The organism is Prosthecobacter sp. (genome assembly GCF_034366625.1).
Classification (GTDB): domain Bacteria; phylum Verrucomicrobiota; class Verrucomicrobiia; order Verrucomicrobiales; family Verrucomicrobiaceae; genus Prosthecobacter.
Genome location: NZ_JAXMIH010000023.1, coordinates 80363 through 105061, shown reverse-complemented (window position 1 = coordinate 105061; position 24699 = coordinate 80363). Strand labels below are relative to the sequence as shown.

Below are 24699 nucleotides of genomic sequence, written 5' to 3'. Positions count from 1 at the left end.
ATTTCAGCAGTTGGTTCGTGAAATGATTCATGCGTGATGGTGCGGTATCTTCGCGTGGATCGCCCATGAATCAATCCGGCGTGTGAAATCGGCTGACCTTCTGCTTCACACGTGGAATGCCGTTTTTATCCTTCTCCAGGATGATGATGCGTTCGTGATAATACTCAGTACCGGCGCCAGGCAGGCTGTAGAGCCACTCGTTGTCCTCCGGCAAATTGCGCTCCATGGGGTTTTTGATCGTGTTGTAAACCGACCGTCCGTCCATTCCGAGCCGCACCATCTTGAATTTCCGTTCGGAAAACCCTTGTGAGTAACGCGTGCTGGTGGAGCCGAAGTAGCGCACGGCCTTCATGGATTCAGAGAGGCTGTAGCCATAGTTGACGGTGCAAAACAAGACCATCAGCATTGGGATGAGCAGAATTGCCGCCGGAGTGAGGAGATACCAGTTCTTCTTGATAAATGCAGAGTTCATGAAGGCGCATGCTGGTGGAAACGCCGACGGCAGGCAAGACAAAACACATCAGGCGGCCACACAGCTCTGCATGACGCTGGCAACACGATGAATGCCGGAGAAAAACCGCTCCCGCAGCCTACAGACGCTGGTCTCCTGGCTGTTGCGCCGTTTTGCTGTTGGTATAGCGCAGTTCGCCGTTTTGAATGCGGAGATATTTGGAAGCTCCTTGGATATCTTCTTCACTGAGACCGGGAACCACAAAGATCCTTCCCTTCATGGCCCCACGCACCGGCATGCCACCGCGGACGATGGCACGCACCGTATCGAACACATCATCGCTCTGAACAAAATCCAAGCCGGCAGCCTGGGCCATCACGCTGGTCGAGGACAGTTCCTGGGCATTGCGGCGGTCACGCGCGGCATAAATTGAATCGCTCTGGCTTAGCATGGGCACTGTGATGCCCAAAATAACTCCGAGCACGGCGATGAACATTAGCACCTCGAAGAGGCTGAATCCGGAGCAGCGCGATTGAAGAAGGGGGGAGCGGCTAAGTGTTTTCATGGCTGTTTATCTTTATGGCAGTAAATTATGATAATTATCGCATAAACGCAAGCAGTGTTTATCAAAATTTTACAAAAACCCATCTCTGTGAGGCGCAAAATTGAGAACTCGGCCGTCGATAAGTCGCATGCGGGTCGATGTCACAAACTTATTTCTGCCGGGTCACTGCCCCACTCTTTTCGTCAATCCCCGCTGGCAAGTCATGCCAGGACAGTGAACCACGCCAGGAACTCGCGATTGCCCTCGGTTCCTTGGATGGAAGACTCTATCAGGCCCCGCCATTGAAGCTGCGGTTGAGAACGCACAAAGTCCTCGATGCGTGCGCAGGCTTTGGCGTGCAGTTCCGGCTCCCGCACAATGCCGCCCTTGCCAATTTCCCCGCGTGAAAGCTCGAACTGCGGCTTGATCAAAACCACCGCGTGACCGCCAGGCCGCAGCACCTGCAAGGCGGCTGGCAGCACCAAAGTGAGCGAAATGAACGAAAGGTCGGCCACCAGGATGTCCACCTCCTGTCCCACGTCCTCACGCTTCATGTGACGGAGATTGAACTGCTCGCGTGAGATCACACGCGGATCGCTGCGCAGCTTCCAGGCGAGCTGATTGGTGCCCACATCGTAAGCGAAGACCTTCGTGGCGCCCCGTTGCAACAGACAATCCGTAAATCCTCCCGTGGAAGCCCCCACATCGAATGCGGTCATGCCCGCCACATCGATGCCAAAATGCTCAAGCGCTCCTTCGAGCTTCAAACCGCCACGGCTGACGTATTTCGGCGGCTGACGCAGAACGATCTGCTCGTTTTCCCTCAGCAGCCAGCCAGGCTGGGTGATGCGCCGCCCCATCACACTGACCTCGCCCGCCATGATGAGCCGCTTGGCCTGCTCGCGTGAAGGCACGAGGCCGAGCTTCACCAGGGCAAGGTCGAGACGTTCGCGCGGCATGTGGTGCGATCCTTACTTTCGAATCGGCAGGATGAGTTCATCACCAACTTCGATGCGGACTCCTGGAAGAGCGACGGTGCTGTCGATGTCCACGACCGCTTCGGACGCTTCAATAGTGTCCCCCACGATCACACGGCCCACCAATCCATCACCACGACGCACGTCAAATTTCATCCCTTGGGAAAGCTGCTTGTCCTTGCCTGCACTGATGACAGCAAAACCCTGGTCATTGTGAATCTCGATCACCTTCGCCATCGCAGGCATGCCGAGGAGCTGCTTTTGCAGCGCGGTCAAAGGGGCTGCAGCGGGCGCGGGCGAGGGGGAAGTGACCGGAGTTCCTGGCATCAAGCCACTCCCAGCCAGCGGCGGGACCGCAGGAGCAGCCGAAGCCGGCACCTCGGGTGGTGGCGGCAACGATGTGACGGTGGTGGGCTTGATCGGCGTGGCCACGTCGCGGGCGGCCTGCTGCTTGCGCACCAGTTCGAGTTCCCGACGTGCTCCTCTGGCTTCCTCCTGTGCCTCCCAGGCCAGGTAACCGGTGATGGCGAGAAGAATGATCGTGAGAGCCAGGGCAAAGTGGGAGAGACGCATGGTGCGCATGCTAGACGCAAGCTCCGCAGGGATCAACCCCGCTCACAATCAGCGCAGCAGCCCCAGCAGTTCACGCATGCGCAGCTCGATGTTCAGGAGACTGGCCTGCACACCGGCCAGCCACTCCATGTCTGCGCCATCGGGGTGTTGCTGCACCAGTTTGTCCGTGGCGTTCAAGGCGGCGGCAAACAGCGGCAGGCTCTGCTCCAGATCGATCACAAGGAACTGCCACTGATCCTTTTCCGCCTCAGCAAACTGACGCAGCACATGGATGAGATGCGCGGCCAGATCCGCCACAGTGGAGAGCAGACGCAGCACGGCGGGACGTGTGAGCACCTCCTCATTAAAGACGAGAAGACTCTGAAAGCGCCGGAGTTCCTTCGCCAGCGCCGCCGAGCGTGCCACGGGGTCTTTGTCTTCACTGCTCCCGGATATGGCTGACGATTTACGTGGCGGTTCGAGGGTGGGGTCGCTTTTTACGGCACCAAAGGGATCACTGCCCGGTTTGGTCGGCTGGAAAGGATCGTCAAAACCGGGACTGTGCAGAGCGTCGGCGGACTTGGCATTCCGGCTTGTGCCCAGCAGGAAATGCTTCCGGCGGGCGCGGTTCTGGCGCAGCAAGGCGGCCTCCTCATCCTTGGTCAGTTGCCAGCGCGGTGAGGAGACGCGCAATTGCAGATGCCAGGATTGAATGAGGATGCGCTGGTGGTCCTGATTGAACCACTCAAAGAACAGCAGATTTTTCAACCCCGGCGGCACCGGCAGAGTGGATACGAAGCCCGACTGGGACCGGCGGCGTGGCAGTTTCGCCACGCGATAGGAGGCTGTCATCAGCCCGCTATAGCCGTGCTGCATGGGTGCGATGGCCTCCACATGGCCTGCATTGACTTCAGGCAGTGGATTGTGGAAGTCCACGCGGCAGCCGGCGATGTCGCGCAGAAAATTCCCCACCAACTCGACACGCACCGGCTGACGCAGACCTGCAAGATGGAGAACACCAGTGACCAAACCGGGTACTTCGTTGGAAAGGTACCCGCCGAGGATGGACGATTCGAGGCAAATAATCATTACTTGTCATATAAATTAGAGGTCGGTGGCAGATGCCGCAAGCCCGCATGCCTTCTTTGATGCAAAAAAAGCGGGCATCTCGGCCCAGATTTCAGGATCGGCTCAATAATGTGGAACTGTGGCAAGATTGCTGCTTGTTCCACAAACCACATGGTGTTAACACCGCCCTCCCCCCAAAACCAAACCCCAATAATACAACCTCATGAAAGACCTCGTGTACCTCAGCCGCGCCTTCGTTGAATTCGGACCCTTCGCCAAGAAGGAAATCCTCGACTTCCAGAAGCGTGGCATCCTCTCCTCTGCCGACTACTTGCGCGATGAAGGCAGCGACACCTGGCTCCACTATCAAGAGTGGCTGACCGTCGTCCCGATGCCTGCCCCGAAACTGGTGAAGAAGCCCGCAGCTCCGAAAGCCGCCGCTCCCGCGAAAGCGCCTGCGGCCAAGAAGTCGAAGAAAGCAGCTTGATGCATCGCGGGCCTCTGTGCCTGCCAGTGAATTCGATCTGTCGCCTGATGCGCGTCCAGCCTCTGTGCTGGACGCGCATCTTGCTTCATGCGAATAGCACCTGTGAAAGAAGGCGATGCCACCACCTCCCAGACCTTCCGCAACGAGCTCTGGCGCTCGCTGCCATCAGGAGTCATCGACACACTCACCGCCACCTTCGGCATGCTCATCGCCGTCCGTGTGTTTCACATGGGGGATGTGGCGAAGTCTGTCTTTCTCAGCGCCACCAGCGGTGGTCTCGTGACGAGTTTGTTCGTCGTGCCGTTGCTGCTCCGGGCGAAAAGCACCATCTCACGCACTGCGGCCAAGGTGCAGATGCTCGGCGGTGCCTGCATGACCGTCTCAGCCGCCTTTCCGCACGATCCGCTGCTCTACATCACCGGGCTCAGCCTCGGGCTTTTCTGCCTGTCGATGCAGATCCCGTTGATGACGCAGATCTACCGCATCAACTACCCTGCGGCAACGCGTGGCAAGCTCTTCGCCGTCACCGGCGTCACCCGTGCTGCTGCCGCCATGTGTTTCGGCTTTGTCGGCGGCAAGCTTCTCGGCTGGGATCTTCACTATTACACCTGGCTGCTCTGGGGCTTTGCCGCCAGTTGCTTCATCTCCGGCTTTTGGACCTATGGCCTGCCCATCACGCCATGGGAAGCTCCCGCGAACTCCAGCACCAATCTTTGGGGCTCCCTGCGCTGGGTGCGTGAGGATCGTGACTTCCGCACGCTGCTCATCTCCTGGATGATGATGGGGATCGGCAATCTCGCCGCCGCCAGCCTGTTCGTCGAATACCTCGCCAATCCACGTCATGGCATCAACCTGCCCGAGTTCGAGGTCGCCTGGATCACCGGCGTCGTCCCCGTCGTGGCCCGTTTGATCTTCTCCTATCCTTGGGGGCTTGTGTACGACCGCTTCCACCTGTTCACCGTGCGTGCGGTGCTAAATGTCTTCTTCGCCGCCGGCGTCCTGTGCTTCTACCTCGGCCACGGCATCGGCTGGTGGACCTTCGGCATGGCGCTCTGGGGCATGGCCAACGCCGGTGGCAACGTCACCTGGGCGCTGTGGGTCACCAAACTCGCGCCCAAGCATGCCGTGGCCGAATACATGAGCGTTCACACCTTCCTCACCGGCATGCGCGGCCTCGTCGCTCCGTCGCTGGCCTTTGCGATGGTCAAAGTGATGTCGTTCGACACCTTCGCCATCCTCTGCGGCCTCACCATCCTCTCCGCCAGCGGCTTCATCACCGTCCGCGCCCGCAACAGCGATCCCTCAACCTCCGACCGCCTCCGACCCGGTGCCAAACCCGAACGCCTATGAAAGCACACCTCGTTCAAATCGACTCCGCATGGGAAGACCGCTCCGCCAATCACGCTAAAGCGCGGAAACTCATCGCTGAAGCGAATCCTCAGCCCGGATCACTCATCATCCTGCCGGAAACCTTCTCCACCGGTTTCAGCATGAACCTCCCCGTCACCGCTGAGCCCGAAGGTGGCCTCAGCGAGCAGTTCCTGCGCGAAATCGCCGCTCAATACCAAAGCTGCGTCATCGGTGGCGTCGTCACCCAAACATCCGATAACCGAGGCTTGAACCAATCCCTCGCCATCGCTCCCGATGGCAGCATCCTCGCCCGCTACACCAAAAACTATCCCTTCAGCATGGGTGGCGAGGACAAAGCCCACGTCGCAGGTACCAGTGTCAGTCTTTTTGAATGGCAAGGCCTCCGCATCGCCCCGCTCATCTGCTACGACCTGCGCTTCCCCGAACTCGCCCGCGATGCCGTGCGTGCCGGAGCCGAAGTGCTCATCTACATCGCCGCCTGGCCGGTCAAACGCATCCAGCACTGGATCACGCTGCTCCAGGCCCGTGCCATCGAAAACCTCGCCTACGTCATCGGCGTCAACCGTTGTGGCACCGATCCCCAGTTCACTTACACCGGCCGCAGCCTCGTCGTCGATCCCCACGGCATCATCATCGCCGACGCTGCCGAGCAAGAACGCGTGGTCAGTGCACAGATTGAGCCTGCGGTCATCCGAGACTGGCGTGCGCACTTCCCCGCTCTCAAAGACGCGGGATTAATGACGAATGCAGAATGTCGAATGTCGAATGGATGATCTCCACACCATTCGTCATTCGTCATTCGTCATTGGCCTCAGACTCGTCCGCATCCGCCCCGCTTCGAGGATCGCATCAAAGCGCCGCGCGTCGTCCTCACGTGCGCCGCTCACCAGCACATAGCCATACTTGCGCCAGTGCTCCATCTCTGCCGCCGCGTTCTGCATCCGCAGTTCAAATGCCGCCGCGTCCTCCGTCGCACGGCCTGACAGGCGGTTGCGCAATTCATCCAGGCTCGGCGGCATCACGAAGATCTCCAGCAGGCAGCGTTTGACCAATTCATCCTCACACGCGCGCACCTGCGCCGCACCTTGCACGTCGATGTCCATGATCACATCCACGCCGCTCTCCAGATTTTCGTAAACGTAGCGTTTCAGCGTGCCGTAGAGCCGGCCATGCACGCGAGCGTGTTCAAACAGCTCCCCGCGCTCCACCCGCGCCAGGAAATCCCCCTCCGTCAGGAAAAAATAGTCTTTCCCATCGACTTCGCCCGGCCTCGGCGCACGCGTCGTGCAGGAAACCGAGAACACCGCCTCACCGCGATCACACACCTTGCGCGCCAGTGTCGTCTTGCCGGTGCCTGACGGCCCCGAAACGATGATCAACTGCCCCAGACGCTGTTTTGAGAACTCCATCCCTGTCGGATACCCACGCCAACACCGAGTGCAAGAGACTTGGCAAACTGCCAGTAATGCTCCACCCTCAAACCCCACCCAACTCAACCCATGCCACACGCATCCTCACGCCGTCAGTTCGTCAAAGTCGCCGCCGCCTCGGTGGCAGCACCATTCATCCTGCCTTCGTGCGGCAAACGCAGAAAATCGGCCAACGAGCGCATCGTTCTGGGATTCATCGGCGTGGGCAAAATGAATAGCGGCCATCTCGGCAGCTTTCTCGGCCGCAAGGAAGTCCAGATCGTCGCCGTCTGCGATGTCGATACCACTCGCCGCGAAAACGCGAAGAAGACCGTCGAAGAACGCTATGGCAAGGACCAGGATGCCGCCTTCAAAGGCTGCGAAGCCTATGCTGACTTCCGCAAACTCCTTGATCGCAAGGACATCGACGCCGTCGTCATCGCCACGCCCGACCACTGGCATGCAATCATCGCCATCGCCGCGTTGAACGCTGGCAAAGATGTGTACTGCGAAAAGCCGCTCACCCACAACATTCACGAAGCTCTCACGCTCATTGCCGCCACGCGCAAAAACGACGCCATCCTCCAGACCGGCTCGCAGCAGCGCTCCAGCAAAGAATTCCGTGTCGCCTGCGAACTCGTCCGCAACGGTGTCATCGGCAAGATCAAGAACGTTGAAACCTCCTTCGGTTCGCCTGCCAAACCCAACGCCAATCCCGAGGAACCCATGGAACCGGGCCTCGATTGGGACATGTGGTGCGGTCCGGGTCCGCTTGCGCCTTACAGCAGCGTGCTCAGCCCGCGTGGCGTTCACAATCACTTCCCTGCCTGGCGCAATACCCGCGAATACGGCGGCGGCATGATCACCGACTGGGGCGCGCACCACATCGACATCGCCCAGTGGGGCCTTGGCGAGGATGAAAAAGGCCCGGTCGAAATCATCGCGCCTGAAAAGCACGACGAAGCCACCGATGGCGCGAAGCTCATCTACGCCAGCGGCATCCCGCTCCTCCACAACGGTAAAGGCAAGGGCGTCTCCTTCTTCGGCGAAAATGGTGAAGTCCACGTCAACCGTGGCAAGTTTGAACTCATCCTCGCTGGCAAGTCCATTCACAAATTCTGGGACAAGGACATCGACAAAGGCACCTCCCTTGATCGTGAAGTCACCCTCACCGAAAAAGAATTCCTCACCGATGCCAAGGTAAAGCTCTACAACTCGAAGAACCATCACGAAGACTGGATCAACTCGATCAGAACCCGCGCGAAGCCGATCTGCGACGTCGCCATCGGTGCCAGCACCGTCATCTCCTGCCACCTCATGAACCAGGCGTACTACCACGGCGGCACCATGAAGTGGAATCCCGAGAAGCACGAATACACCAGCGGCGGCGACGCCAAATGGCTCACCCGCGACTACCGCGGCGACTGGAAGGTCTAACGCACTCTCGAACTTCAGTTCGTTCTTCAAAGCGGCCTCGCAAGAGGCCGCTTTTTCATGATCTCCCTCTACTCGCGGACCTGCCGCGACCTTCAGGGCATGCGAACGGCCCGGCTGGGGGGAGACGAATCAGGAGACGACGGCAGGCATGCCTGCCTCGATCTCATCAGGCTGTTTTCACAGCGATGTCAGGGCTTCGGCAGTTCCAGCACGATGCGGAAGCCGTGATTGTTGAAGCGATCCGTTGGATGGCAACGGAAGCGGCCGGAGGAGAGCAAAAGGTCCTGATGAACATTGTTGAACGATCCACCACGGATGACACGCCCCTGCTGCTGCGGATTCCACCAGTCCTGAACAAACTCCCAAACATTGCCACCCAGGTCGTAAAGCCCCAGTTTGCTCGACCTAAAGCTCATCACAGGCGCAGTGGTGGGAAAGCCGTCCGAGAAATTCTCGATCCACGGCCTGGTAGGAAACTTCTCATACCATGCGCTATCTGCATAGTTTCCCGCGTCCTTCGCCACTGGCGGGTATTCACCACCCCAGGGAAACACCGTCGTGAGCTTGCCATTCAATATTTCAGGTACGGTGGCTTGGGATGATTGCTCCTGCTGACCTATGTCCGCCGCCCAGCTCCACTCCCGATCCGTTGGAAGGCGATAGCGCCTGCCTTCTTTTTGGCTCAACCACTCGCAGAACCTGCCAGCTTCCTCCCAGCTCACCCCGACGACAGGGTGAGCGCTCCCCGCGCCGCATGCCACCCCATTTTCCTGCTGCTCCATCCATGATCTGTCCACACCGGCGACAACTTCGGCATAGGTGGCGAAATCCTGGCGGCGCGTCTCATGGATGCAGAAGAGCACATCCGTGTTCGGCACCGGTACGAACTTCATCCCGAGGCTGTTGGTGAAGGGCTGGTCCTTCGTGGCGGATGTGAGTATGGTTGCTGCCTGGCTTGCCGGAATGCGTGGAACAGGCTGAACGACGGCGGGTGGTGAAGTCAATGGGGTGGCAGCAGTGGGCGCGACTTCCAGGACGACGCGAATCCCAATATTGGCGTTTTGGTAGAAAACTGAGGGCGGGAGATGTCCGCGCGCTGAGGAAAACAAACGCTGGCGCTCGCTTGAGACGAATGCCGACCCACGGATGGTCCGGTCTTTCTGAGCGGGATTCCACCAGTCCGCCACCCACTCACCGACATTGCCACTCAGGTCATAGATGCCAAGCGAGTTCGGCTTGAAGCTCATCACCGGCGCCGTGGTGGGGAATCCATCGCTGTAGCCGTCGATAAATCGCGTTTCTTTGGGGAACGTTTCGGTCCAAGCCGTGTCGGCGAAGTTTCCGGCGTCCTGGAGCGGTGGCCAGGTTGTTCCCCATGGGAAGACATCTTTCAATTTCTCATTGCGGCTTTCGGGCGTGGCCCCTGAAGTCCACGACTCCTCTTGACCAATGCCAACGGCATAACTCCACTCTTGGTCGGTGGGCAGGCGGTAGGTCTTGCCTTCCTTCTTGCTGAGCCATTGGCAGAATTTCACCGCATCATCGTGCGTCGCGTTCTTCACGGGGTGGTCCTCGTCACGCTCGGTGATCCAATCGCCCACGGGTGCCATGTAGCTCTTGGCTGGCTCGCCCAGACCGTTCGTAGTCGTATAGGCCAGCCAATCCTTGTAGCGTGCCTCGTGAATGCAGAACAGCACCTTCGTCTCCGGCACGGGGACGAACTTCATGCCGAGGGTGTTTGCAAAGGGGCGATCCTTGGTGGCGCTGTCCGGGGAGGTGGTGGACGCCGCCTGCTGCTGGTAGTCGCGTGCGAGCTTCTGGCTCGCTGCCGAGAGCGTGTTCAGCGGCACCGGCGTCACTTTGCCCGCGATGTCCAGGAGCACATTGCCGCTGGCGATGGCCTTGAATGTCGCCGTGATGATTCGTCCCTTGGTATCCGTCCAAGTCGTGGGGCCGGTGGGCAACGTCAATGGCACCGACTCCTTCACCACGACTGCGGCAGGCTTCGCAGTCGTCATCGGCGGAGCCTTCGTGGTTTCTATGGCGGTGGCCTTTGCCGGAGTGCTGGGAGGAGTTGCCGTTGCAGCCGTTTCAGCGGAGGCGGTGCCGGAAGTGAGTTCGAGGACGACACGGAAGCCGAGGTCAGCACAACGCAGCATCAGGGATTGTCCACCATCTCCGGGGTTGGAAGACAATGCGGAGACATCAGGCCCGAAGGTTACCCAGGAGGAACTGCGGATCTTACGCTGATCGCCCTTGGTAGTGATGTCACCACACCATTCGTTGACATTACCGCACAAATCATAGATCCCGATCTCGTTCGGCGGAAAACTCATGACTGGAGCCGTCGTGGCATAGCCATCTTGGTATCCCGCAATGATTTTTGCTGTTGGCTGCCTAGCCTTCAATGCCTCGTCGGCCATGTTGCCCGCCCCTTTTGGCGGCGGCCATCCCCGTCCCCATGGATAAATGCCAGCCACTTTGACCTTCATCTCAGCGAACGTGGCACCTTCATGCTCCAGTGGCCCGGTGCCCACGGCCCAGCCCCACTCCCGCCAACTCGGCAGGCGGTAGCTACGACCTTCTTTCTTGCTCAGCCACTGGCAGAAGGCTTCCGCATCCAAGGAGTTTACACTTACCACGGGATGATCATCGCCTTCGCTGACTTTCATGCCTTCAAACGTGGGATTCACAAACGTGGGATTCACCCAAGATCTGTCTGTGCCAGGGGTTTCCGCCGCGAAGGCGGCGTAGTCGCTCTTGCGCGTCTCATGCATGCACATAAGGACGTTTGTGCCGGGCACGGGCACGAACTTCATGCCGAGGGAGTTCACGAAGGGGGCCTCCTTTGTCGCGCTGGCAGGCGAGGCGGTGGAAGGTAGGGAGCTTGGTCCTCCAAGCGCCGCGTTGGGCGGGGTCGTCACCGAGGGACCGCTCCAGGCGGCTGGAGGACCAGCCGCCCCACCGGGTTCAGGCGTGGATTCGCCGCCGCTCTTCTTGAGTCCCAGCCATGCGGCGATACATGCCATGACGATGAATCCCACCCAGAGCAGCGGCGATCCCTTCTTCTCCGTGCGTACGACAACCTGTGGCTGAGGCGGGCGATACGGCTGGCCGCCGGGGCGCTGCGGGCGGGCCTGAGTTTGCAAGGCGGCGGGCGCCTTTTCCGCCGCCGCCTCCACCTTCACCACCGGCTGGGTGAGGATGGCATCCAGGTCATGACGCATGTCCAGAACCCTCGGGTAGCGCAGCTCGCGATCCTCGCGCAGCGCCTTGCCAATGATGCTGTCGTAGCGGGGGTCCAGGCCAGGGACTTGCAGCGACGGCAGCTCAAACATGCCCTGCGGCAGCTTGCCGGTGAGCATCTGGTAGAGCATGACGCCCACCGCGTAGATGTCCGCGCGGTGATCCACCGCCGTGCCGAGCATGAGCGCCTCGGGAGCCATGAAGTGCAGCGTGCCCATGGCCATGCCGCTCTGGGTGAGGGCGCTTTCGCCAGCCTTGCTCATCTTGGCGAGTCCGAAGTCCGCCACCTTCACCACGCCGTCATAACCGACCATGATGTTCGCCGGTTTGATGTCACGGTGGATGATGCCGCGCTCGTGCGCGTAGGCCAGCGCATCACACACATGCGCGGTGATCGCCATCGCGTGGTCCGTGTGCAGGCGTTTGTCTTTGGCGATCATGCGGGCCACGTCCGTGCCCTCGATGAACTCCATGACGATGTAGAGCAGGCCGTTGGCCGTCTCCCCGGAGTCAAACACGGCGACGATGCCAGGATGGCTGAGCTTGGCCATGGCCCGCGCCTCGTTCTTGAAGCGCTCGGCAAAGCTGGCATCGGCCTCCTCGAGATCGTTGGAGAGGATCTTGATGGCCACCGCCCGGTCCAGGGACTTCTGAGTGCCCTGATACACCGCGCCCATGCCGCCCCGGCCCAGCATCCGCGTGATCTCATACTGTGGCAGGAGTTTTGCCAGCTCCTCCGCAGTGGGCGGTTCCCACCGCGTCTTGGGGCCGGAGGGCTTCATCGCCTCCGCCATCAGGCAGGCCGGGCAGAGGCCGTTGGTGCCGCCAGCCGGCAGTTCCGCACCGCATTGGGTGCAGCTCTTCAAATGGGGAGGCAAACTGTCGCTCATATCGGTGTCCTGACGTGTAGCAGGGAAAGAGTTGCCAAGGAAATCAGTTTCTCCGCAACGCCGCAAACAAGACGGTCATTTCCTCCTCAATGGAGCCGTCTTCACTCAACGTGGCGGCGATCTGCTCCTTCACCAAGGCGCGGAAGCGCGACTTGAGCCGGTGGATTTGGGACTTGAGCGAGTTGAGGTTCATGCCGAGTGAGGCCGCCAGCTCCAACTGATCCCCATGCGCGGCATCGCCGGTGAGCCAGGGCTGCAATTTCTCAAACACGACGCCCTTTCCCTCGACCTCACACTCGCGCTGCAATTCACTCAACGCACGGCTCAGCAGCGTGAGCGCCCATTGGCGGTCGAATGCCGTGTCAGGAGAGGGCAGCCGGGCATCCGCCACCACCTGCGCTTCGGTATCATCCAGCGAAGCCGTCTCCGCACCACTGCCCCGCTTCATCCGCTGCGCCGCTTCGCGCTGATGGGAGAGAAAATGCTTCACCGCGCCGAGTAGATACGAGCGAAACCTACCGCGCTCACGCTCCACCGTGTCGATGGCACCGCCCGCAAGCATCCCGGCGAAGAAGGCATGGCTCATCTCACGCGCCGCATCCGCATCCCGCAGCTCACAGCGGAGGAAGGCGACGACGGGCTCGTAATACGCATCACACAAATCCGCGAGCGCCCTGCGTCCATCCTCGGAGTCCGCCTTGGCCGCGCAGACGCACGTCCAGCGGGTGGTGAGGAAGGAGGCGTGAGGGCGGGTGACGGGAGGCATCGGCAAGCCGGGAGTCTGTCATGAGGCTCTGCGGTTTTGCAAGAGATCGCCGCGCTATTTCACCTCTTCGCGCTTCACCACGTCGCTGCCGTCCTTCACGGTGTCCGGCGGATGCATCAGCACCTCATCGCCCGCTTTGAGACCGTCCAGCACCTGCGTGAGCTTGCCATCCGTGCGTCCCGCTTTCACGGTCACTGACTTGGCGTTGCCGTCATCAAAGAGAAACGTCTTCCATTCGCTTCCTTCGCGGAACAGCGCCCCCGCGGGCACGAGCAGCGTCTCATCGCTATTCCATACGGCCACGCGCACTTCCACGCGGTAACGGTCGCCCAGCGCCTTCAGCGCGGGCGTCTGCTCCACGAAATCACTCAGCACCAGCACGCGCTGCTCCTCCACGCCGAGCGCTGACACCTTGGTGAAGGCCGCTGGCTCGACACGCCGCACGCGGGCTTTGGCAGGCTCGTCGCCTCCCCACTGCTCCACCGTGACCAATGCACCTGGTTGGATTGTCACCGCATCACGCGAAAGAATCTCCGCCTCGATCTCCAGGTCCGTCGAGTCACCGATTTCCAAAATGGGCGCGCCTGGAGCCACGATCGTCGCGCTTTCCTGCTGCACCCGCAGCACCACGCCGCTCACTGGTGCGCGCACGTCGATGGACGCGCCACCCGATCCCGGCTTGTCGATCTGCTGCAGGGCCGCCCTGGCCTGCGCCAGTTCGAAATCGGCCACCTGCAACGCAAACTCCGCCGAGCGCACCTCCCGAACCTTCATTTCCGCCTCACGCTCAAACGTGTCGCGGTCTGTGTCGCTGATGGTGCCTTTGTCCGTGTTGTTTTTGACGCGATCCCAGTTTGCCTGCGCGTATTTGAGACCCGTGCGTGACATCTCGATGTTCTCGTTGGCACGGCTGCGTGCCGCCGCCGCCGCATCCACACGTGCCTGTGCCTGCGTGCGGGAACGTGCGTCCAGCAACGGTGAAAGTGATGGCTCGATGCGCGTCAGCACCGTCTCACCAGCCTTCACCGCATCGCCCGGCTTCAGCGTCACGCGCTGCATGCTGCCCGCCACCGGCGCGGCCACGACATGGCGGTTGCGGATGCGAGTCTTGCCCTCCTCGGACACATAGACCGTCAACGGCCCTTTTTGCACCACACCCACTTCGACCTCCACCGGTCTCGGCTGCAAAGCATAGATCATCACCAACACCAGAACACCCGCGATGGACCAGGCAGCCACCTTTCGTGGCAAACTACGTCGTGTGGGTGATTGTTTCGCCTCCCAGGGTGGAAGGGCGGCTTTGGAAGTTTCGGCTGGAGCTTCGGGCATGGCGTGCGCCCACTATGCGCGAACTTCGTGCCGCGACAGGTGATTTTTGCTTGTCGAAATGCGGTTCTCTGTTCTCTGTTCGCCGTTCGCGGTTGCAACCGCCGGGTTCTGCCCGCCAACGGCGAACCGAGAACAGCCAACCGAGAACTTCACCGCCATGCCCCACGTCGAAACCAACGGAATCAAAATGTTTTATCAGGAACGCGGCAGCGGCGAACCGCTCGTCTGCATCATGGGCGTCACCGCTCCCGGCGGCGTGTGGGACGCGCATGCGCAGGCTTGGGAGAAGCACTTCCGCTGCATCCTCGGTGACAACCGCGGCGTGGGCGAGACCGACAAGCCCGTCGGCCCCTACACCACCGCGATGATGGCCGATGACTACGCCGGCCTGATGGACAAGCTCGGCATCAAGCAGGCCCGCGTCGTCGGCTGCTCCCTCGGCTCCGTCATCGCCCAACAGCTCGCGCTGCGTCATCCGCAGAAGGTGAAAAGCATGATCCTCATGTGTACCTGGGCGCGGCAGGACCGCTTCGGTCTCTACACCTGGCAGCACCTCATGAAGGCGAAGGCGAACATGCGCCCCGAGGACTTCATGCAGTGGATTCAGATGCTCATCTTCACCAAGCCCTGGTTCGACAACGACGACTGCTGGAACAACATGCAGCAAGGCCTCAAAGACGCCGCCACCAACCCCGCGCCGCAGCCCCTGCACGCCACCGAGGCCCAAAGCGCCGCCGCCATGACCCACAACACGCTCAACGAACTCAAGAACGTCAAGTGCCCCACCCTCGTCATCGGCGGCAAGGATGACACCTTCACCCCGCAATGGATGAGCCAGGAAGTCGCCGCCGCCATCCCCGGCGCGGACCTGCACCTCTATGACAACGCCGGCCACGCCTTCCACTGGGAACAAATGGGCGACTTCAATCCGCGCACGACTGAGTGGCTGTTGAAGCATTGATCACCTTTGACCGGCCTCGTCGCTACAGTTTCGTTTTCTTGAGTTCCTCAAGGCGCGTTTTGAGCTGCTTTGTGTCGTCATGCTCTGCGCCGAGCTTGTAGAGGACTGTTTCGTAGTCGCGTTTGGCCAAGGCTTTTGCCTCCACATGTTTTAGGGTCTGTTGAAGGCGCTGTTCTTCGCCCTGATAGTCATTCTCCATCAGCCCACGCGGTCTTGACCTTTGCTCCGAAGCCAGTGGTGCGACTCGCTCCAGATCCAGATGAAGAATCTGAATCTCATCCTCATACTTTCCTTGGCGGTCGAGATTGACCTGCAGTGCTCTGAGGCAGTTCATTCCGAACGACTGCACCGTTCCGTTCTCGTCGGTGTAGCTCGTCAGACAAATGCGCCATTCCAATTCTGCTTCCGCATATCGTCCCATCTCATCTAGACCTGATGCAAGGCGATAATGATTTTCCACGACTTGGATGTCCCGGGGACCGAACAAGCGGCTGCCCAGCTTGATCAACTCACGCATTTCCGTTTCCCACTCCCGTTGTTGGTGGTCGTCCAACAATGCGGCGGCGTAACTTGACCGTGCGTTCAACGTCCAGCGGTCGTCCGGACCCATGAGATCATGCCACTCAGCCCACCATTTCCGAGCGTTTGCCACTCCTTGAGCTGTTGTTTCCTGGCCGTAGCCACGCCCAAATCCAAGCATCTTGTTTTCCAATCGAATCTGTCGCCAGGTTTTTGACGAAAGGGCGACAAAAACCACCACGGCATCGATCAACAAACCCGCTGCGAGGCTCCAGAGGACAATAGGCTTCCATCTCATGGCTGGCACCAGCATGGCGTCAGGCTTCCGACGCGCAACACAAAGCGGGCATACGGCGTTTAGACTGTGTGTCTGCTTTTCGTCTCTACCCTCTCTTCCTTGCCGCCGCCGTCCAAGCCGCGCCGGTCGATTTCGTCCGCGATGTCCAGCCACTCTTTGCCGAGCACTGTCTCGAATGCCACGGCCCGGATGACTCGAAGGGCGGACTCGTGCTCACCAGTCGGGAACTTGCCCTCAAAGCGCTGAAAAGCGGCGCGCATGGCATCGTGCCTGGCAAGCCGGATGAGAGCGAGATGATCGCCCGCCTCGCCTCCGATGATCCTGAGGAACAGATGCCGCCGCCGAAGCATCGCGCCAAACATCCGGTCAAAGCGCGAGACATCGAAGTGCTGAGCCAGTGGATCGCCGAAGGAGCCAAGTTCGTGTCGCATTGGGCTTACACGCCGGTCACACGACCCAAAGACAGCGGCATCGACGAATTCATCCGCGCCAAGCTCGCCGAGAAGGGCATTACCTCCTCGCCTGAAGCAGATCGCATCACGTTGATCCGCCGCGTTCACTACGATCTGCTCGGCCTTCCGCCCACACTGGAAGAAGTCGATGCGTTTGTGCAGGACCAGTCGCCCAAATCTTACGAGGTGATGCTGGATCGTGCGTTTGCCTCCGAACGCTTCGGCGAGCGCTGGGGCCGCCAGTGGCTCGACATGGCACGCTACGCGGACAGCGACGGCTATGAAAAAGACCGTCCGCGTCCCGATGCGTGGCGCTTCCGCGACTGGGTCATCCGCGCCGTCAACGACGACCTGCCTTTCGATCAATTCACCATCGAACAACTCGCCGGTGATTTGCTGCCCGATGCCTCGCCCGAGCAAATCGTCGCCACTGCGTTCAATCGTCAAACACTCACCAACACCGAGGGTGGCACCGACCAGGAGCAGTTCCGCATCGAGGCCTGCATGGACCGCACGGAAACGCTCGGCACCGTGTGGCTCGGCCTCACCGTCGGCTGCGCACGGTGCCACACGCACAAATACGATCAGATCACGCAGAAGGAGTACTATCAGCTCTTCGCCTACTTCAACAACGGTGACGAAGTGAACCGCCAGGTGCCCACCACACCCGAGGCATGGACCGAATACGAGAAGAAGAACGGTGATGCCGTGAAGAAGCTCATTCCGCTGCGCAAAGCCCTCGACGCCGCCAAGGCCGAATTGCCGATCAAACTGCCCGAATGGGAAAAAGTCATCAAAGCACGCCTCACCAAGGCCGCCGGAACCAAAGCGGTGCAAAAATTCGAACCGCTGCCGATCTCGAATGCCAAGGCGATTTCCGCGAAGCTGCAAAAGCAGCCGGACGGCTCCTACCTCGCGCAAAGCAAAACGCCGAAGACCGACAGCTACACACTCGAAGTCAGCGGCCATGCCAAACCCATCACCGCGCTGCAAATCGAAGTCCTGCCGGATGATTCCCTGCCCGGCAAAGGCCCTGGCTACAACAAGGGCGGCAACTTTGTGCTCACCAAGATCGCCGCGACGCTTCAGCACGGCAAAACCACGCAGGAACTCATCCTGCACTCACCCAAAGCCGATTTTGAGCAGAAGACCTTCACCGCCGACAAGACACTCGATGGCGATGATCAAACCGGCTGGGCCGGTGCCATCGGCAAAAGAGGCGCTTTCACCGTGCAGTTCGCCGAACCGTTGGTCATGCAGTCTGGCGACAAGCTCACACTGCGGCTCGACCAAAACTACAAGCAGTCCGGCCACACCATCGGTCGCTTCCGCATCCTCGCCGCGAGCGAGGAAACTGAGGACAGCATCGTGCCCGAGCCAATCCGCAAGATCCTCAGCGAGGAACCGAAACGTCGGAATCCCGTCGTCATCCTGCCGCTGTGGGCATGGATGGAGAAAGTTGATCCTGAAGTCATCGCCGCCGACCGCGCGTTAAAGGAAGCGGAATCGAAACTGCCCAAACCACCCGTGATGGATGTGCGCGTGATCGCCCAGCGGAACAACAACCCGCGCAAAACAAACCTGCTGCATCGCGGCGACTTCCTTCAACCCGCCGATGAAGTCACGCCTGCTTCATTGGCCACTCTGCCGCCTCTCAAAGGCTCCACGCGCCTGGATCTCGCCCGCTGGCTCGTCAGCAAAAGCAATCCGCTCACCCCTCGCGTCACGGTGAACCACTTCTGGGGCCGCCTCTTCGGCGAGGGCCTCGTGCGCACCTCCGCCGACTTCGGCGTTCGCGGCGAACCGCCCACGCATCCCGAACTGCTCGACTGGCTGGCGGATGAATTCATCAAGCAGGGCTGGAGCCGGAAGAAGATCCTCAAGACCATCATGCTTTCCGCCACCTATCGCCAAAGCTCGGTGATCCCGGCCAATCTGCCGCCGAAGGTGATGGAGATCGATCCGAAGAACGCGCTGCTCTGGCGTCAAAACCGCCTGCGCGTCGATGGCGAGATCGTGCGCGACCTCTACCTCGCCGCCAGCGGCCTGCTCTCCGCCAAGATCGGCGGTCCCAGCGTCTTCCCGCCGATTCCCGAGGGCATCGACGCGCTGAGCTACGCGGGCAATTTCAAATGGACCACCAGCAAGGGCGAGGACCGCTATCGCCGTGGCATGTACACCTTCTTCAAACGCACAGCCCCACATCCCGATCTCACCGCTTTCGACTGCCCCGATGCCAACACGACCAACGTGAAGCGCACCGTCTCCAATACCCCGCTGCAAGCCCTCACCACGCTCAACGCCGAAGCCTTCGCCGAGGCCGCTCAATCGCTGGCGAAACACATTTTGACCGATGTATCGCTCAAGGACGACGCCGCACGTCTCGCCCGCGCCTTCCGCTTCTGCGTTTCACGTTCACCGTCTGCCGAGGAACTCACCTCACTTCAAAAACTCCTCACCGAATCACGCTACACCTATCAAAACGGGCCTGCTGAAGAAGCAAAAGCAGCCATCGGCAATCATGCCGCTCCCAATGTCCCAGCGCCCGAAAACGCCTCCTGGGTGGCGACTGCGCGCATTGTGCTGAACTTGGACGAACTGATCACGAGGGAGTGAACCACCCGCGCTATTTGGCGGACCTCTTCTGAACCGGAGCTGGCGCGCATCCGCCCGCATCACACTCGAAGCGACAGGTGACGATGACGCCCTTTTTGGGTTTGTTGTGAATCTTGAGCCTGCCGCCGATCAAATTGGCGCGGTACTCCATCACACGCATGCCGATGCCATCGTTGCCGTTTTCCTTGCGGGCCTTGGACTTCCTCATGCCCGTCCCATCGTCCTCGACACGCAGTTCACATTCGCAAGGTCCGACTCCGCGCAGCGAGATTTTCACCTCGCCCGGCCTGCCATGACGCAGGGCGTTGTTAACCGCCTCCTGGGCGATGCGGAAGAGGTGGGCCTCCTTGTCCTCATTGTTGATGGCGATTGTGGCTTCCACATCGCAACTGCATGGTGTGCGGAAGTTGGTGCGCACAGTTTCCGCCAGCAGATTCAAGGCGCCTTCCAGCCCCCGGTATTTGACGCTCGTGGGCGACAGCCCGTGAGACATGCGGCGGACCTCGGAAACCGACTCATTCATCAGCTCGTGGATGCGAAGGGCATGCGCCTTGGCCTCACCATTCAACTCCGCCTCCAACGCCTCCATCATGATGACCATGCCGGTCATGGTCTGGCCCACGCCATCATGCAGATCATGCCCCACGCGCGCCTGCTCCTGCTCGATGACACGGAGCACCTCGCGCTGCAGGCGGTTGCGCTCGGTCATGTCCGTGCCGGTGATGACGATGCGGTCAGGACTGCCGTCCGGCTTGCGGGTGGAAGTGCTGCGCACCTCCACGGCACGCCATTCACCGCTCTTGGTGCGCAGACGCACATCGGTGGGCGGGTTGTCCTCGCCACGCAGCAGACGGGCGAAGCGTTCTTTCGAGCGCACAACCTCCTGCGCATCCATCAAACCGATCTCCCACGGTGTTTTGCCGATCACCTCCTTTGCCTTGTAACCCATGGTGGTGAAGAAAGCCGCATTGCAGTGCAAGAACCGTCCCTCGACATCCATCACAAAGATGAAGGCCGAGGTGTGGTTCACCAGCGCCTGGTTGTAGGCCAGTTCACGGCGGTAGTTAAACTCCGCCTGCTTGCGCTCATGGATGTCCTCCACCACGGCGATGTGGCGCAGCGGCGGCTCACCGGGACGCCACATGGGCGCGACGGTCAGGTTGATCCAGGTCAGGGCACCGTCCGGAGCCACGTTGCGTTTTTCCATGTTGAAGCTGTAGATTGTTCCCTCCTTCAGCTCCTGCATCTGGTTCAGATCATCCTGAAGATCATCCGGGTGGGTCACCTCCATGAAGGTGAGCTTTAGCATCTCCTCACGGGTGCGGTGATTGATCTCGCACATGCGCTGGTTCAAGTCGAGGTAGCGTCCCGTGGAGGTCTCGATCACCGCGATCCCCACCGCCGCCTGCTCAAACACAGCCCGGAAACGTTGCTCGCTCACCTCCAGCGCCTGCTCGGCCAGCTTGCGTTCGGTGATGTCTGAGATCGTCCCGGTCATGCGCACGGCCTCGCCGTTCTCATTCCAGTCGGCCTGCCCGCGGACAAGGAACCACCGGTAATCTCCGGCCTTGGTCAGAAGACGGCACTCCACCTGATAAGGCGCACGCCGTTCGAAATGCTCTTTGCGTGCGGCATGCACCTTCGGCACGTCATCGGGATGCAGCCGGGACAGAAAGGACGACTCGCGATTGTTCTTCAGCTCATTCTCCTCAAATCCCAACATCTGCTTCCAGCGCGGGGAGAGATAAACATCCCCCGTCACGATGTTCCAGTCCCACAGTCCGTCGGTGGTGCCGCGCAGGGCGCGTGCATAGCGCTCCTCGCTGATCCGCAGCGCCTGCTCCTTCCATTCACGCTCGATCGCCAGGCCGGCGAGACGCGCCGCGTTGGCGACCGTTTGAATCTCCGTCTGGGAGGGGTCGTGGGGCGCCGGGTGATAGCAGGCCAGGGTGCCCAGCACCTTCCCGGCACTGCTCAGGATCGGCTCGGACCAGCAGGCGCGCAGATTGGCCTTCAAGGCCAGCTTGTGGAACGGTTCCATGCGTGCGTCTGCCAGCACATTCGGGCAGATCACACGCATGCCCGAATAGGCCGCCGCACCACAGCAAGCCACGTTTGGAGCGATGAGCATGCCGTCGATGGCCTCCCTGGCATAATCCGGCAGGCCGGGCGCGGTCTTCATCTGCAAACGAGTGCCTGAGGCATCCACCAGCATCACACTGCACCGCATGCCCGGGAAACCCGCCTCCACATTGCGCGTGATGGCCTCCAGCACCGCCGTGGAGGGCGCTCCTTCAGCGATCATCCGCAGGCTGTGCGCCTCACGCTCCTCCGCCGCCTTGCGCTTGGAAATGTCCTCCGTGGTGCCGATCATGCGAGATGGCCGGCCCAAGGCATCACGCTCGATCACACGTCCGCGACTTAACACCCATTTCCACGAGCCGTCCTTGCAGCGCAGTCGAAACTCATCGACCAGGCTCGGACTTCTGCCTTCGAGATGCTCTTGAGCTGTTGAAAGCACACCCGGCCAGTCACCAGGATGCATCATCGCCTGCCACTCCGAGGAATTGCCAGGCATGGCATCCTGCGGTTCATAACCGATCATGGCCTTCCACTGGCTGGAAAAAAACAGCCGGTCGTGTTCGATGTCCCAGTCCCACACACCAAAGCCCGAGCTTTCCAAGGCAAAGCGCCAGCGCTGCTGGCTTTCCTCCAGTTTCCGTTCGGCCAGTACACGCTCCGAGATGTCACGTCCCACCGATTGCATCTCCACCAGATGACCTGAAGCATCAAACAGACCGCGGTTTACGAACTGCATCCAACGCACCTGTCCCTGGCCATCGTGGATGCGGTTCTCGATCACCACCACCGGGTTCTCCGGCGAAAGCACGCGCAGCTTCTCCTCGATCATTGGCAGATCGTCCGCCACCGCCACGGGCTGCCAGCGGCTTCCGATCAGTTCATCCGTCGTCTTGCCAAACAATCGGCAGTACACCTCGTTCACATAGGTGAAGGTACCGTCTGGCAGGAAGCGGCAGATCGTCTCCGTCAAATCCTCCACCACCAGCCGGTGGGAATCAGGATCCGTCGGCGCCAAGGCCGCGGGACGGGACTTGTGGGTCTTCATGGTCTCACGGGATATACCCCATCGACTTCATCCATTCCGCCACGCGCACGGCCCAGTCGTTGACGGGCTTGCCGCTCTTGCGCATGCCGAAGCCGTGACCGCCTTGGGTGTAGATGTGCAGTTCGCAGGGGAGGTTGAGCTTTTTGTATTCGAGATACAGCAGGGCGCTGCCGCTCGCGCTGGTGACACCTTTGTCGTCATGCGCATGGACCAGGCACATCGGCGGTGACTTGGCCGTGACCTGGACGCTCGGCAGGAGCTGAAACGTGTCCTCCTTGGTGACGAGATAGGCCGGATAGATGGGTATCGAGAAATTCGGCGTCGCATCCTCGACATCGAGCGCCGGATCGGTCGTGTAGGTCCGCTCGTTGGCGTGCAACGTGGCCATGACGGCGAGATGACCACCGGCTGAAAAGCCCAGGATGCCGATGCGGTCTGGCTTGAGGCCCCACTCAGCAGCGTGATGGCGGATGAGGCCCATCGCGCGCTGCGCGTCCTGCAACGGTTCGCGGGAAGGATCGGCGGGATCACGCCGTGGCACGCGGTATTTGAGCAGGATGCCCGTCACACCGTGCTGATTGAGAAAATCACACACCTGCGAGCCTTCGTGCTCATAGGCCAGGATGCCGTAACCACCGCCAGGGCACACGAGCACCGCCGTGCCATTCGGCTTTTCCGGTTTGAACACCGTGATCATCGGATCGGTGACGTTCGTGATGCGCTGCACGTCATCGGCGTTCTTCTTGGGCACTTCCTTTTCTGCTTCAATCTTCACGCCTGGTTTTTCCGGTGCGCCGCCGGGCCAGAGTTTCACCACAATCGGTTCAGCAGCGAAAACGGAGGTCGAGACGAGGAGAAGGGCGGAAATGAGCTTCATGGTGCCGCCATTGGAGCGGAAATCACCGCGCAACGCAAGGCAGCATCATCGCGTCCCGCATGCCGTGGAGGATTTTTTTGTCCGCCGGGCACACCGTGGCCAGCACGCCGCCGAGCGCGGGATCGTTGTCCTCATGCGACGTGGCAAAATAATACGGGCACAGCCGCACTCGGCTCTGCATCGCCCGCGTGGCCTGTTTCTCCTCATCCCAGGCCGGATGCACAACGACCTTCGCGCGATGAAACTCCTGCAACACAAACGGATTCGTCGGGAAACTCGCCAGCGCCTCGTCAATCGCCGCGCCCCACTGCTCCTGTGACAAATCGTGGCCGATAAACACCCCTCGCGAGCCCCAGCCGCGCTCTGAGAAGCCGCTGATCTTCAACACCAACTGCCGCTGCTTGCCGCCGAACGATTTCATCTCATGCCAGCTCTGAATATCGAGCTTCGGCCACACCGCGAACGGCGGCAGTGGCACCGGATCGACCACCCAGCCCATCGGAATACATTTCTTCAATAGTTCGCGGTGCTCAGTGCTCAGGGCTGAGTTCCAGAAGTCTTCCAAGGCGGGCGACCAGAACAGCGCGAGCCACAGCTTCTCTTCGAGGAAGGCTTTGATCGGCGGCGTGAAGCTCGATTCGCCGCGCGCGGCCATGCGCAGCATCGAGTCGGCGTTTTCGACGTTGGTGAGGTCAAACAGCTCGAAGAAGCGGTAAATCGCCGCGCCATTCAGTTCAAACGGCTCCACCTCCCACGGTCGCAGCACACGGCGGCCCAATCGCTCCGCCAGCCAGCTCATCTCCGGGAAGTAATCGCCTGATTCATGTGAGATCAGAATGTCCTCGTTCGGAAACGCCGCCGCAAAGCCATCCTGCATGCCCGCAGCGCCGCCAATCACGTTTTGATCCAGCGCGGCATACGTTTCATTCAGCCATGCCGTCAAACCGATGCCGCCGGGCAGCGAATCAAGTTCTGAAATGCTCACGCCGGTTTCCGTCAGCACCAAATCCGGCCGCAGCACGCGCGGCAGATCCTCATGCCAGCGCGGATTACTTCCCAACTCGATCACCCGTTGCGGCTTGCCCTGATCCAGCAGCTTCGCCACCCAAGGATATGCCTCATCGAAGTACAACCGGTTGCACGCCCGCTGAAACGCCCGCAACGCCGGTCCGAGTGCTCGAATCAGCTCCACCGTCGCCGCATCCAGCGCAAACGCCTCCGGCGACAGCACCCACTCCTTGTCCTGGAAGAAACCTTGCTCAGGAAATGAGGCACGGATGCGAGAGATGGATTCAGCAGCAGATGCGGACATTGCGAACGAT

19 protein-coding genes are annotated in these 24699 nt (G+C 60.5%); 6 read left to right on the top strand and 13 right to left on the bottom strand.

From position 1 onward, the window contains the following. Nucleotides 1-70: 70 nt before the first annotated feature. From U1A53_RS21080 to U1A53_RS21060, 5 genes are all read right to left on the bottom strand, one after another. On the bottom strand, nt 71-472 hold the full coding sequence (locus tag U1A53_RS21080) for a hypothetical protein (RefSeq protein ID WP_322283831.1): 402 nt from the start codon (nt 470-472) through the stop codon (nt 71-73). Nucleotides 473-590: 118 nt separating this feature from the next. Beyond that, the gene (locus U1A53_RS21075; protein ID WP_322283830.1) at nt 591-1016 is read right to left on the bottom strand and encodes a hypothetical protein; all 426 of its coding nucleotides are present in this window, start codon (nt 1014-1016) and stop codon (nt 591-593) included. A gap of 200 nt (nt 1017-1216) precedes the next feature. Continuing rightward, the gene (locus tag U1A53_RS21070; RefSeq protein ID WP_322283829.1) at nt 1217-1954 is read right to left on the bottom strand and encodes a TlyA family RNA methyltransferase; all 738 of its coding nucleotides are present in this window, start codon (nt 1952-1954) and stop codon (nt 1217-1219) included. A 12-nt stretch (nt 1955-1966) separates the two neighbouring features. Further along, a complete protein-coding gene (locus U1A53_RS21065) occupies nt 1967-2545 on the bottom strand; it encodes a hypothetical protein (RefSeq protein ID WP_322283828.1) in 579 nt (192 codons plus the stop codon). Between the two features lie 48 nt (nt 2546-2593). Continuing rightward, complete coding sequence (locus tag U1A53_RS21060) at nt 2594-3613, bottom strand: hypothetical protein (protein WP_322283827.1); 1020 nt, start codon at nt 3611-3613, stop codon at nt 2594-2596. Between the two features lie 202 nt (nt 3614-3815). On the opposite strand from U1A53_RS21060, the gene U1A53_RS21055 reads away from it, so the two are divergent. From U1A53_RS21055 to U1A53_RS21045, 3 genes are all read left to right on the top strand, one after another. Continuing rightward, nucleotides 3816-4079, top strand: a complete 264-nt coding sequence (locus U1A53_RS21055) for a hypothetical protein (protein WP_322283826.1) — start codon at nt 3816-3818, stop codon at nt 4077-4079. 87 nt (nt 4080-4166) lie between these two features. Then, complete coding sequence (locus tag U1A53_RS21050) at nt 4167-5429, top strand: MFS transporter (protein WP_322283825.1); 1263 nt, start codon at nt 4167-4169, stop codon at nt 5427-5429. After that, the gene (locus U1A53_RS21045) at nt 5426-6223 is read left to right on the top strand and encodes a carbon-nitrogen family hydrolase (RefSeq protein WP_322283824.1); all 798 of its coding nucleotides are present in this window, start codon (nt 5426-5428) and stop codon (nt 6221-6223) included. The genes U1A53_RS21050 and U1A53_RS21045 overlap by 4 nt, the downstream gene beginning before the upstream one ends. A gap of 15 nt (nt 6224-6238) precedes the next feature. Here the strand turns inward: U1A53_RS21045 and gmk are convergent, their stop codons facing one another. Next, a complete protein-coding gene (gmk, locus tag U1A53_RS21040; RefSeq protein WP_322283823.1) occupies nt 6239-6859 on the bottom strand; it encodes a guanylate kinase in 621 nt (206 codons plus the stop codon). 90 nt (nt 6860-6949) lie between these two features. On the opposite strand from gmk, the gene U1A53_RS21035 reads away from it, so the two are divergent. Beyond that, a complete protein-coding gene (locus tag U1A53_RS21035) occupies nt 6950-8296 on the top strand; it encodes a Gfo/Idh/MocA family oxidoreductase (protein WP_322283822.1) in 1347 nt (448 codons plus the stop codon). Between the two features lie 188 nt (nt 8297-8484). Here the strand turns inward: U1A53_RS21035 and U1A53_RS21030 are convergent, their stop codons facing one another. The 3 genes from U1A53_RS21030 to U1A53_RS21020 are packed head-to-tail and all read right to left on the bottom strand — an operon-like array spanning nt 8485 to nt 14527. Continuing rightward, nucleotides 8485-12432: a bifunctional serine/threonine-protein kinase/formylglycine-generating enzyme family protein gene (locus U1A53_RS21030; RefSeq protein WP_322283821.1), complete on the bottom strand. Its 3948-nt coding sequence runs from the start codon at nt 12430-12432 to the stop codon at nt 8485-8487. A gap of 43 nt (nt 12433-12475) precedes the next feature. Beyond that, nucleotides 12476-13198: a sigma-70 family RNA polymerase sigma factor gene (locus U1A53_RS21025; protein ID WP_322283820.1), complete on the bottom strand. Its 723-nt coding sequence runs from the start codon at nt 13196-13198 to the stop codon at nt 12476-12478. A gap of 54 nt (nt 13199-13252) precedes the next feature. Beyond that, nucleotides 13253-14527 carry an HlyD family efflux transporter periplasmic adaptor subunit gene (locus tag U1A53_RS21020; protein WP_322283819.1) on the bottom strand — a complete coding sequence of 425 codons (1275 nt, stop codon included), beginning with the start codon at nt 14525-14527 and terminating at the stop codon, nt 13253-13255. 157 nt (nt 14528-14684) lie between these two features. On the opposite strand from U1A53_RS21020, the gene U1A53_RS21015 reads away from it, so the two are divergent. Beyond that, nucleotides 14685-15488: an alpha/beta hydrolase gene (locus tag U1A53_RS21015; protein WP_322283818.1), complete on the top strand. Its 804-nt coding sequence runs from the start codon at nt 14685-14687 to the stop codon at nt 15486-15488. A gap of 22 nt (nt 15489-15510) precedes the next feature. Here U1A53_RS21015 and U1A53_RS21010 read toward each other — a convergent pair whose 3' ends face one another. Beyond that, a complete protein-coding gene (locus U1A53_RS21010) occupies nt 15511-16320 on the bottom strand; it encodes a hypothetical protein (protein ID WP_322283817.1) in 810 nt (269 codons plus the stop codon). Between the two features lie 53 nt (nt 16321-16373). Between U1A53_RS21010 and U1A53_RS21005 the strand changes: the two genes are divergently transcribed. After that, complete coding sequence (locus U1A53_RS21005; RefSeq protein ID WP_322283816.1) at nt 16374-19373, top strand: PSD1 and planctomycete cytochrome C domain-containing protein; 3000 nt, start codon at nt 16374-16376, stop codon at nt 19371-19373. A gap of 10 nt (nt 19374-19383) precedes the next feature. Here the strand turns inward: U1A53_RS21005 and U1A53_RS21000 are convergent, their stop codons facing one another. From U1A53_RS21000 to U1A53_RS20990, 3 genes are read right to left on the bottom strand one after another with little or no spacing between them, the layout of a single operon-like run. Beyond that, the gene (locus U1A53_RS21000; protein WP_322283815.1) at nt 19384-22500 is read right to left on the bottom strand and encodes a PAS domain S-box protein; all 3117 of its coding nucleotides are present in this window, start codon (nt 22498-22500) and stop codon (nt 19384-19386) included. A gap of 4 nt (nt 22501-22504) precedes the next feature. Beyond that, the gene (locus tag U1A53_RS20995) at nt 22505-23377 is read right to left on the bottom strand and encodes an alpha/beta hydrolase (RefSeq protein ID WP_322283814.1); all 873 of its coding nucleotides are present in this window, start codon (nt 23375-23377) and stop codon (nt 22505-22507) included. Nucleotides 23378-23399: 22 nt separating this feature from the next. Further along, a complete protein-coding gene (locus U1A53_RS20990; RefSeq protein WP_322283813.1) occupies nt 23400-24689 on the bottom strand; it encodes a hypothetical protein in 1290 nt (429 codons plus the stop codon). Nucleotides 24690-24699: the final 10 nt, after the last annotated feature.

Bases quoted from the DNA above. Each gene is read 5' to 3' on its own strand.
- U1A53_RS21050 (WP_322283825.1), top strand. From the start codon at position 4,167: ATGCGAATAGCACCTGTGAAAGAAGGCGATGCCACCACCTCCCAGACC.
- U1A53_RS20990 (WP_322283813.1), bottom strand. From the start codon at position 24,689: ATGTCCGCATCTGCTGCTGAATCCATCTCTCGCATCCGTGCCTCATTT.
- U1A53_RS21080 (WP_322283831.1), bottom strand. From the start codon at position 472: ATGAACTCTGCATTTATCAAGAAGAACTGGTATCTCCTCACTCCGGCG.
- U1A53_RS21070 (WP_322283829.1), bottom strand. From the start codon at position 1,954: ATGCCGCGCGAACGTCTCGACCTTGCCCTGGTGAAGCTCGGCCTCGTG.
- gmk (WP_322283823.1), bottom strand. From the start codon at position 6,859: ATGGAGTTCTCAAAACAGCGTCTGGGGCAGTTGATCATCGTTTCGGGG.
- U1A53_RS21025 (WP_322283820.1), bottom strand. From the start codon at position 13,198: ATGCCTCCCGTCACCCGCCCTCACGCCTCCTTCCTCACCACCCGCTGG.
- U1A53_RS21020 (WP_322283819.1), bottom strand. From the start codon at position 14,527: ATGCCCGAAGCTCCAGCCGAAACTTCCAAAGCCGCCCTTCCACCCTGG.
- U1A53_RS21065 (WP_322283828.1), bottom strand. From the start codon at position 2,545: ATGCGTCTCTCCCACTTTGCCCTGGCTCTCACGATCATTCTTCTCGCC.
- U1A53_RS21045 (WP_322283824.1), top strand. From the start codon at position 5,426: ATGAAAGCACACCTCGTTCAAATCGACTCCGCATGGGAAGACCGCTCC.
- U1A53_RS20995 (WP_322283814.1), bottom strand. From the start codon at position 23,377: ATGAAGCTCATTTCCGCCCTTCTCCTCGTCTCGACCTCCGTTTTCGCT.
- U1A53_RS21060 (WP_322283827.1), bottom strand. From the start codon at position 3,613: ATGATTATTTGCCTCGAATCGTCCATCCTCGGCGGGTACCTTTCCAAC.
- U1A53_RS21035 (WP_322283822.1), top strand. From the start codon at position 6,950: ATGCCACACGCATCCTCACGCCGTCAGTTCGTCAAAGTCGCCGCCGCC.
- U1A53_RS21015 (WP_322283818.1), top strand. From the start codon at position 14,685: ATGCCCCACGTCGAAACCAACGGAATCAAAATGTTTTATCAGGAACGC.
- U1A53_RS21055 (WP_322283826.1), top strand. From the start codon at position 3,816: ATGAAAGACCTCGTGTACCTCAGCCGCGCCTTCGTTGAATTCGGACCC.
- U1A53_RS21075 (WP_322283830.1), bottom strand. From the start codon at position 1,016: ATGAAAACACTTAGCCGCTCCCCCCTTCTTCAATCGCGCTGCTCCGGA.
- U1A53_RS21010 (WP_322283817.1), bottom strand. From the start codon at position 16,320: ATGCTGGTGCCAGCCATGAGATGGAAGCCTATTGTCCTCTGGAGCCTC.
- U1A53_RS21000 (WP_322283815.1), bottom strand. From the start codon at position 22,500: ATGAAGACCCACAAGTCCCGTCCCGCGGCCTTGGCGCCGACGGATCCT.
- U1A53_RS21030 (WP_322283821.1), bottom strand. From the start codon at position 12,432: ATGAGCGACAGTTTGCCTCCCCATTTGAAGAGCTGCACCCAATGCGGT.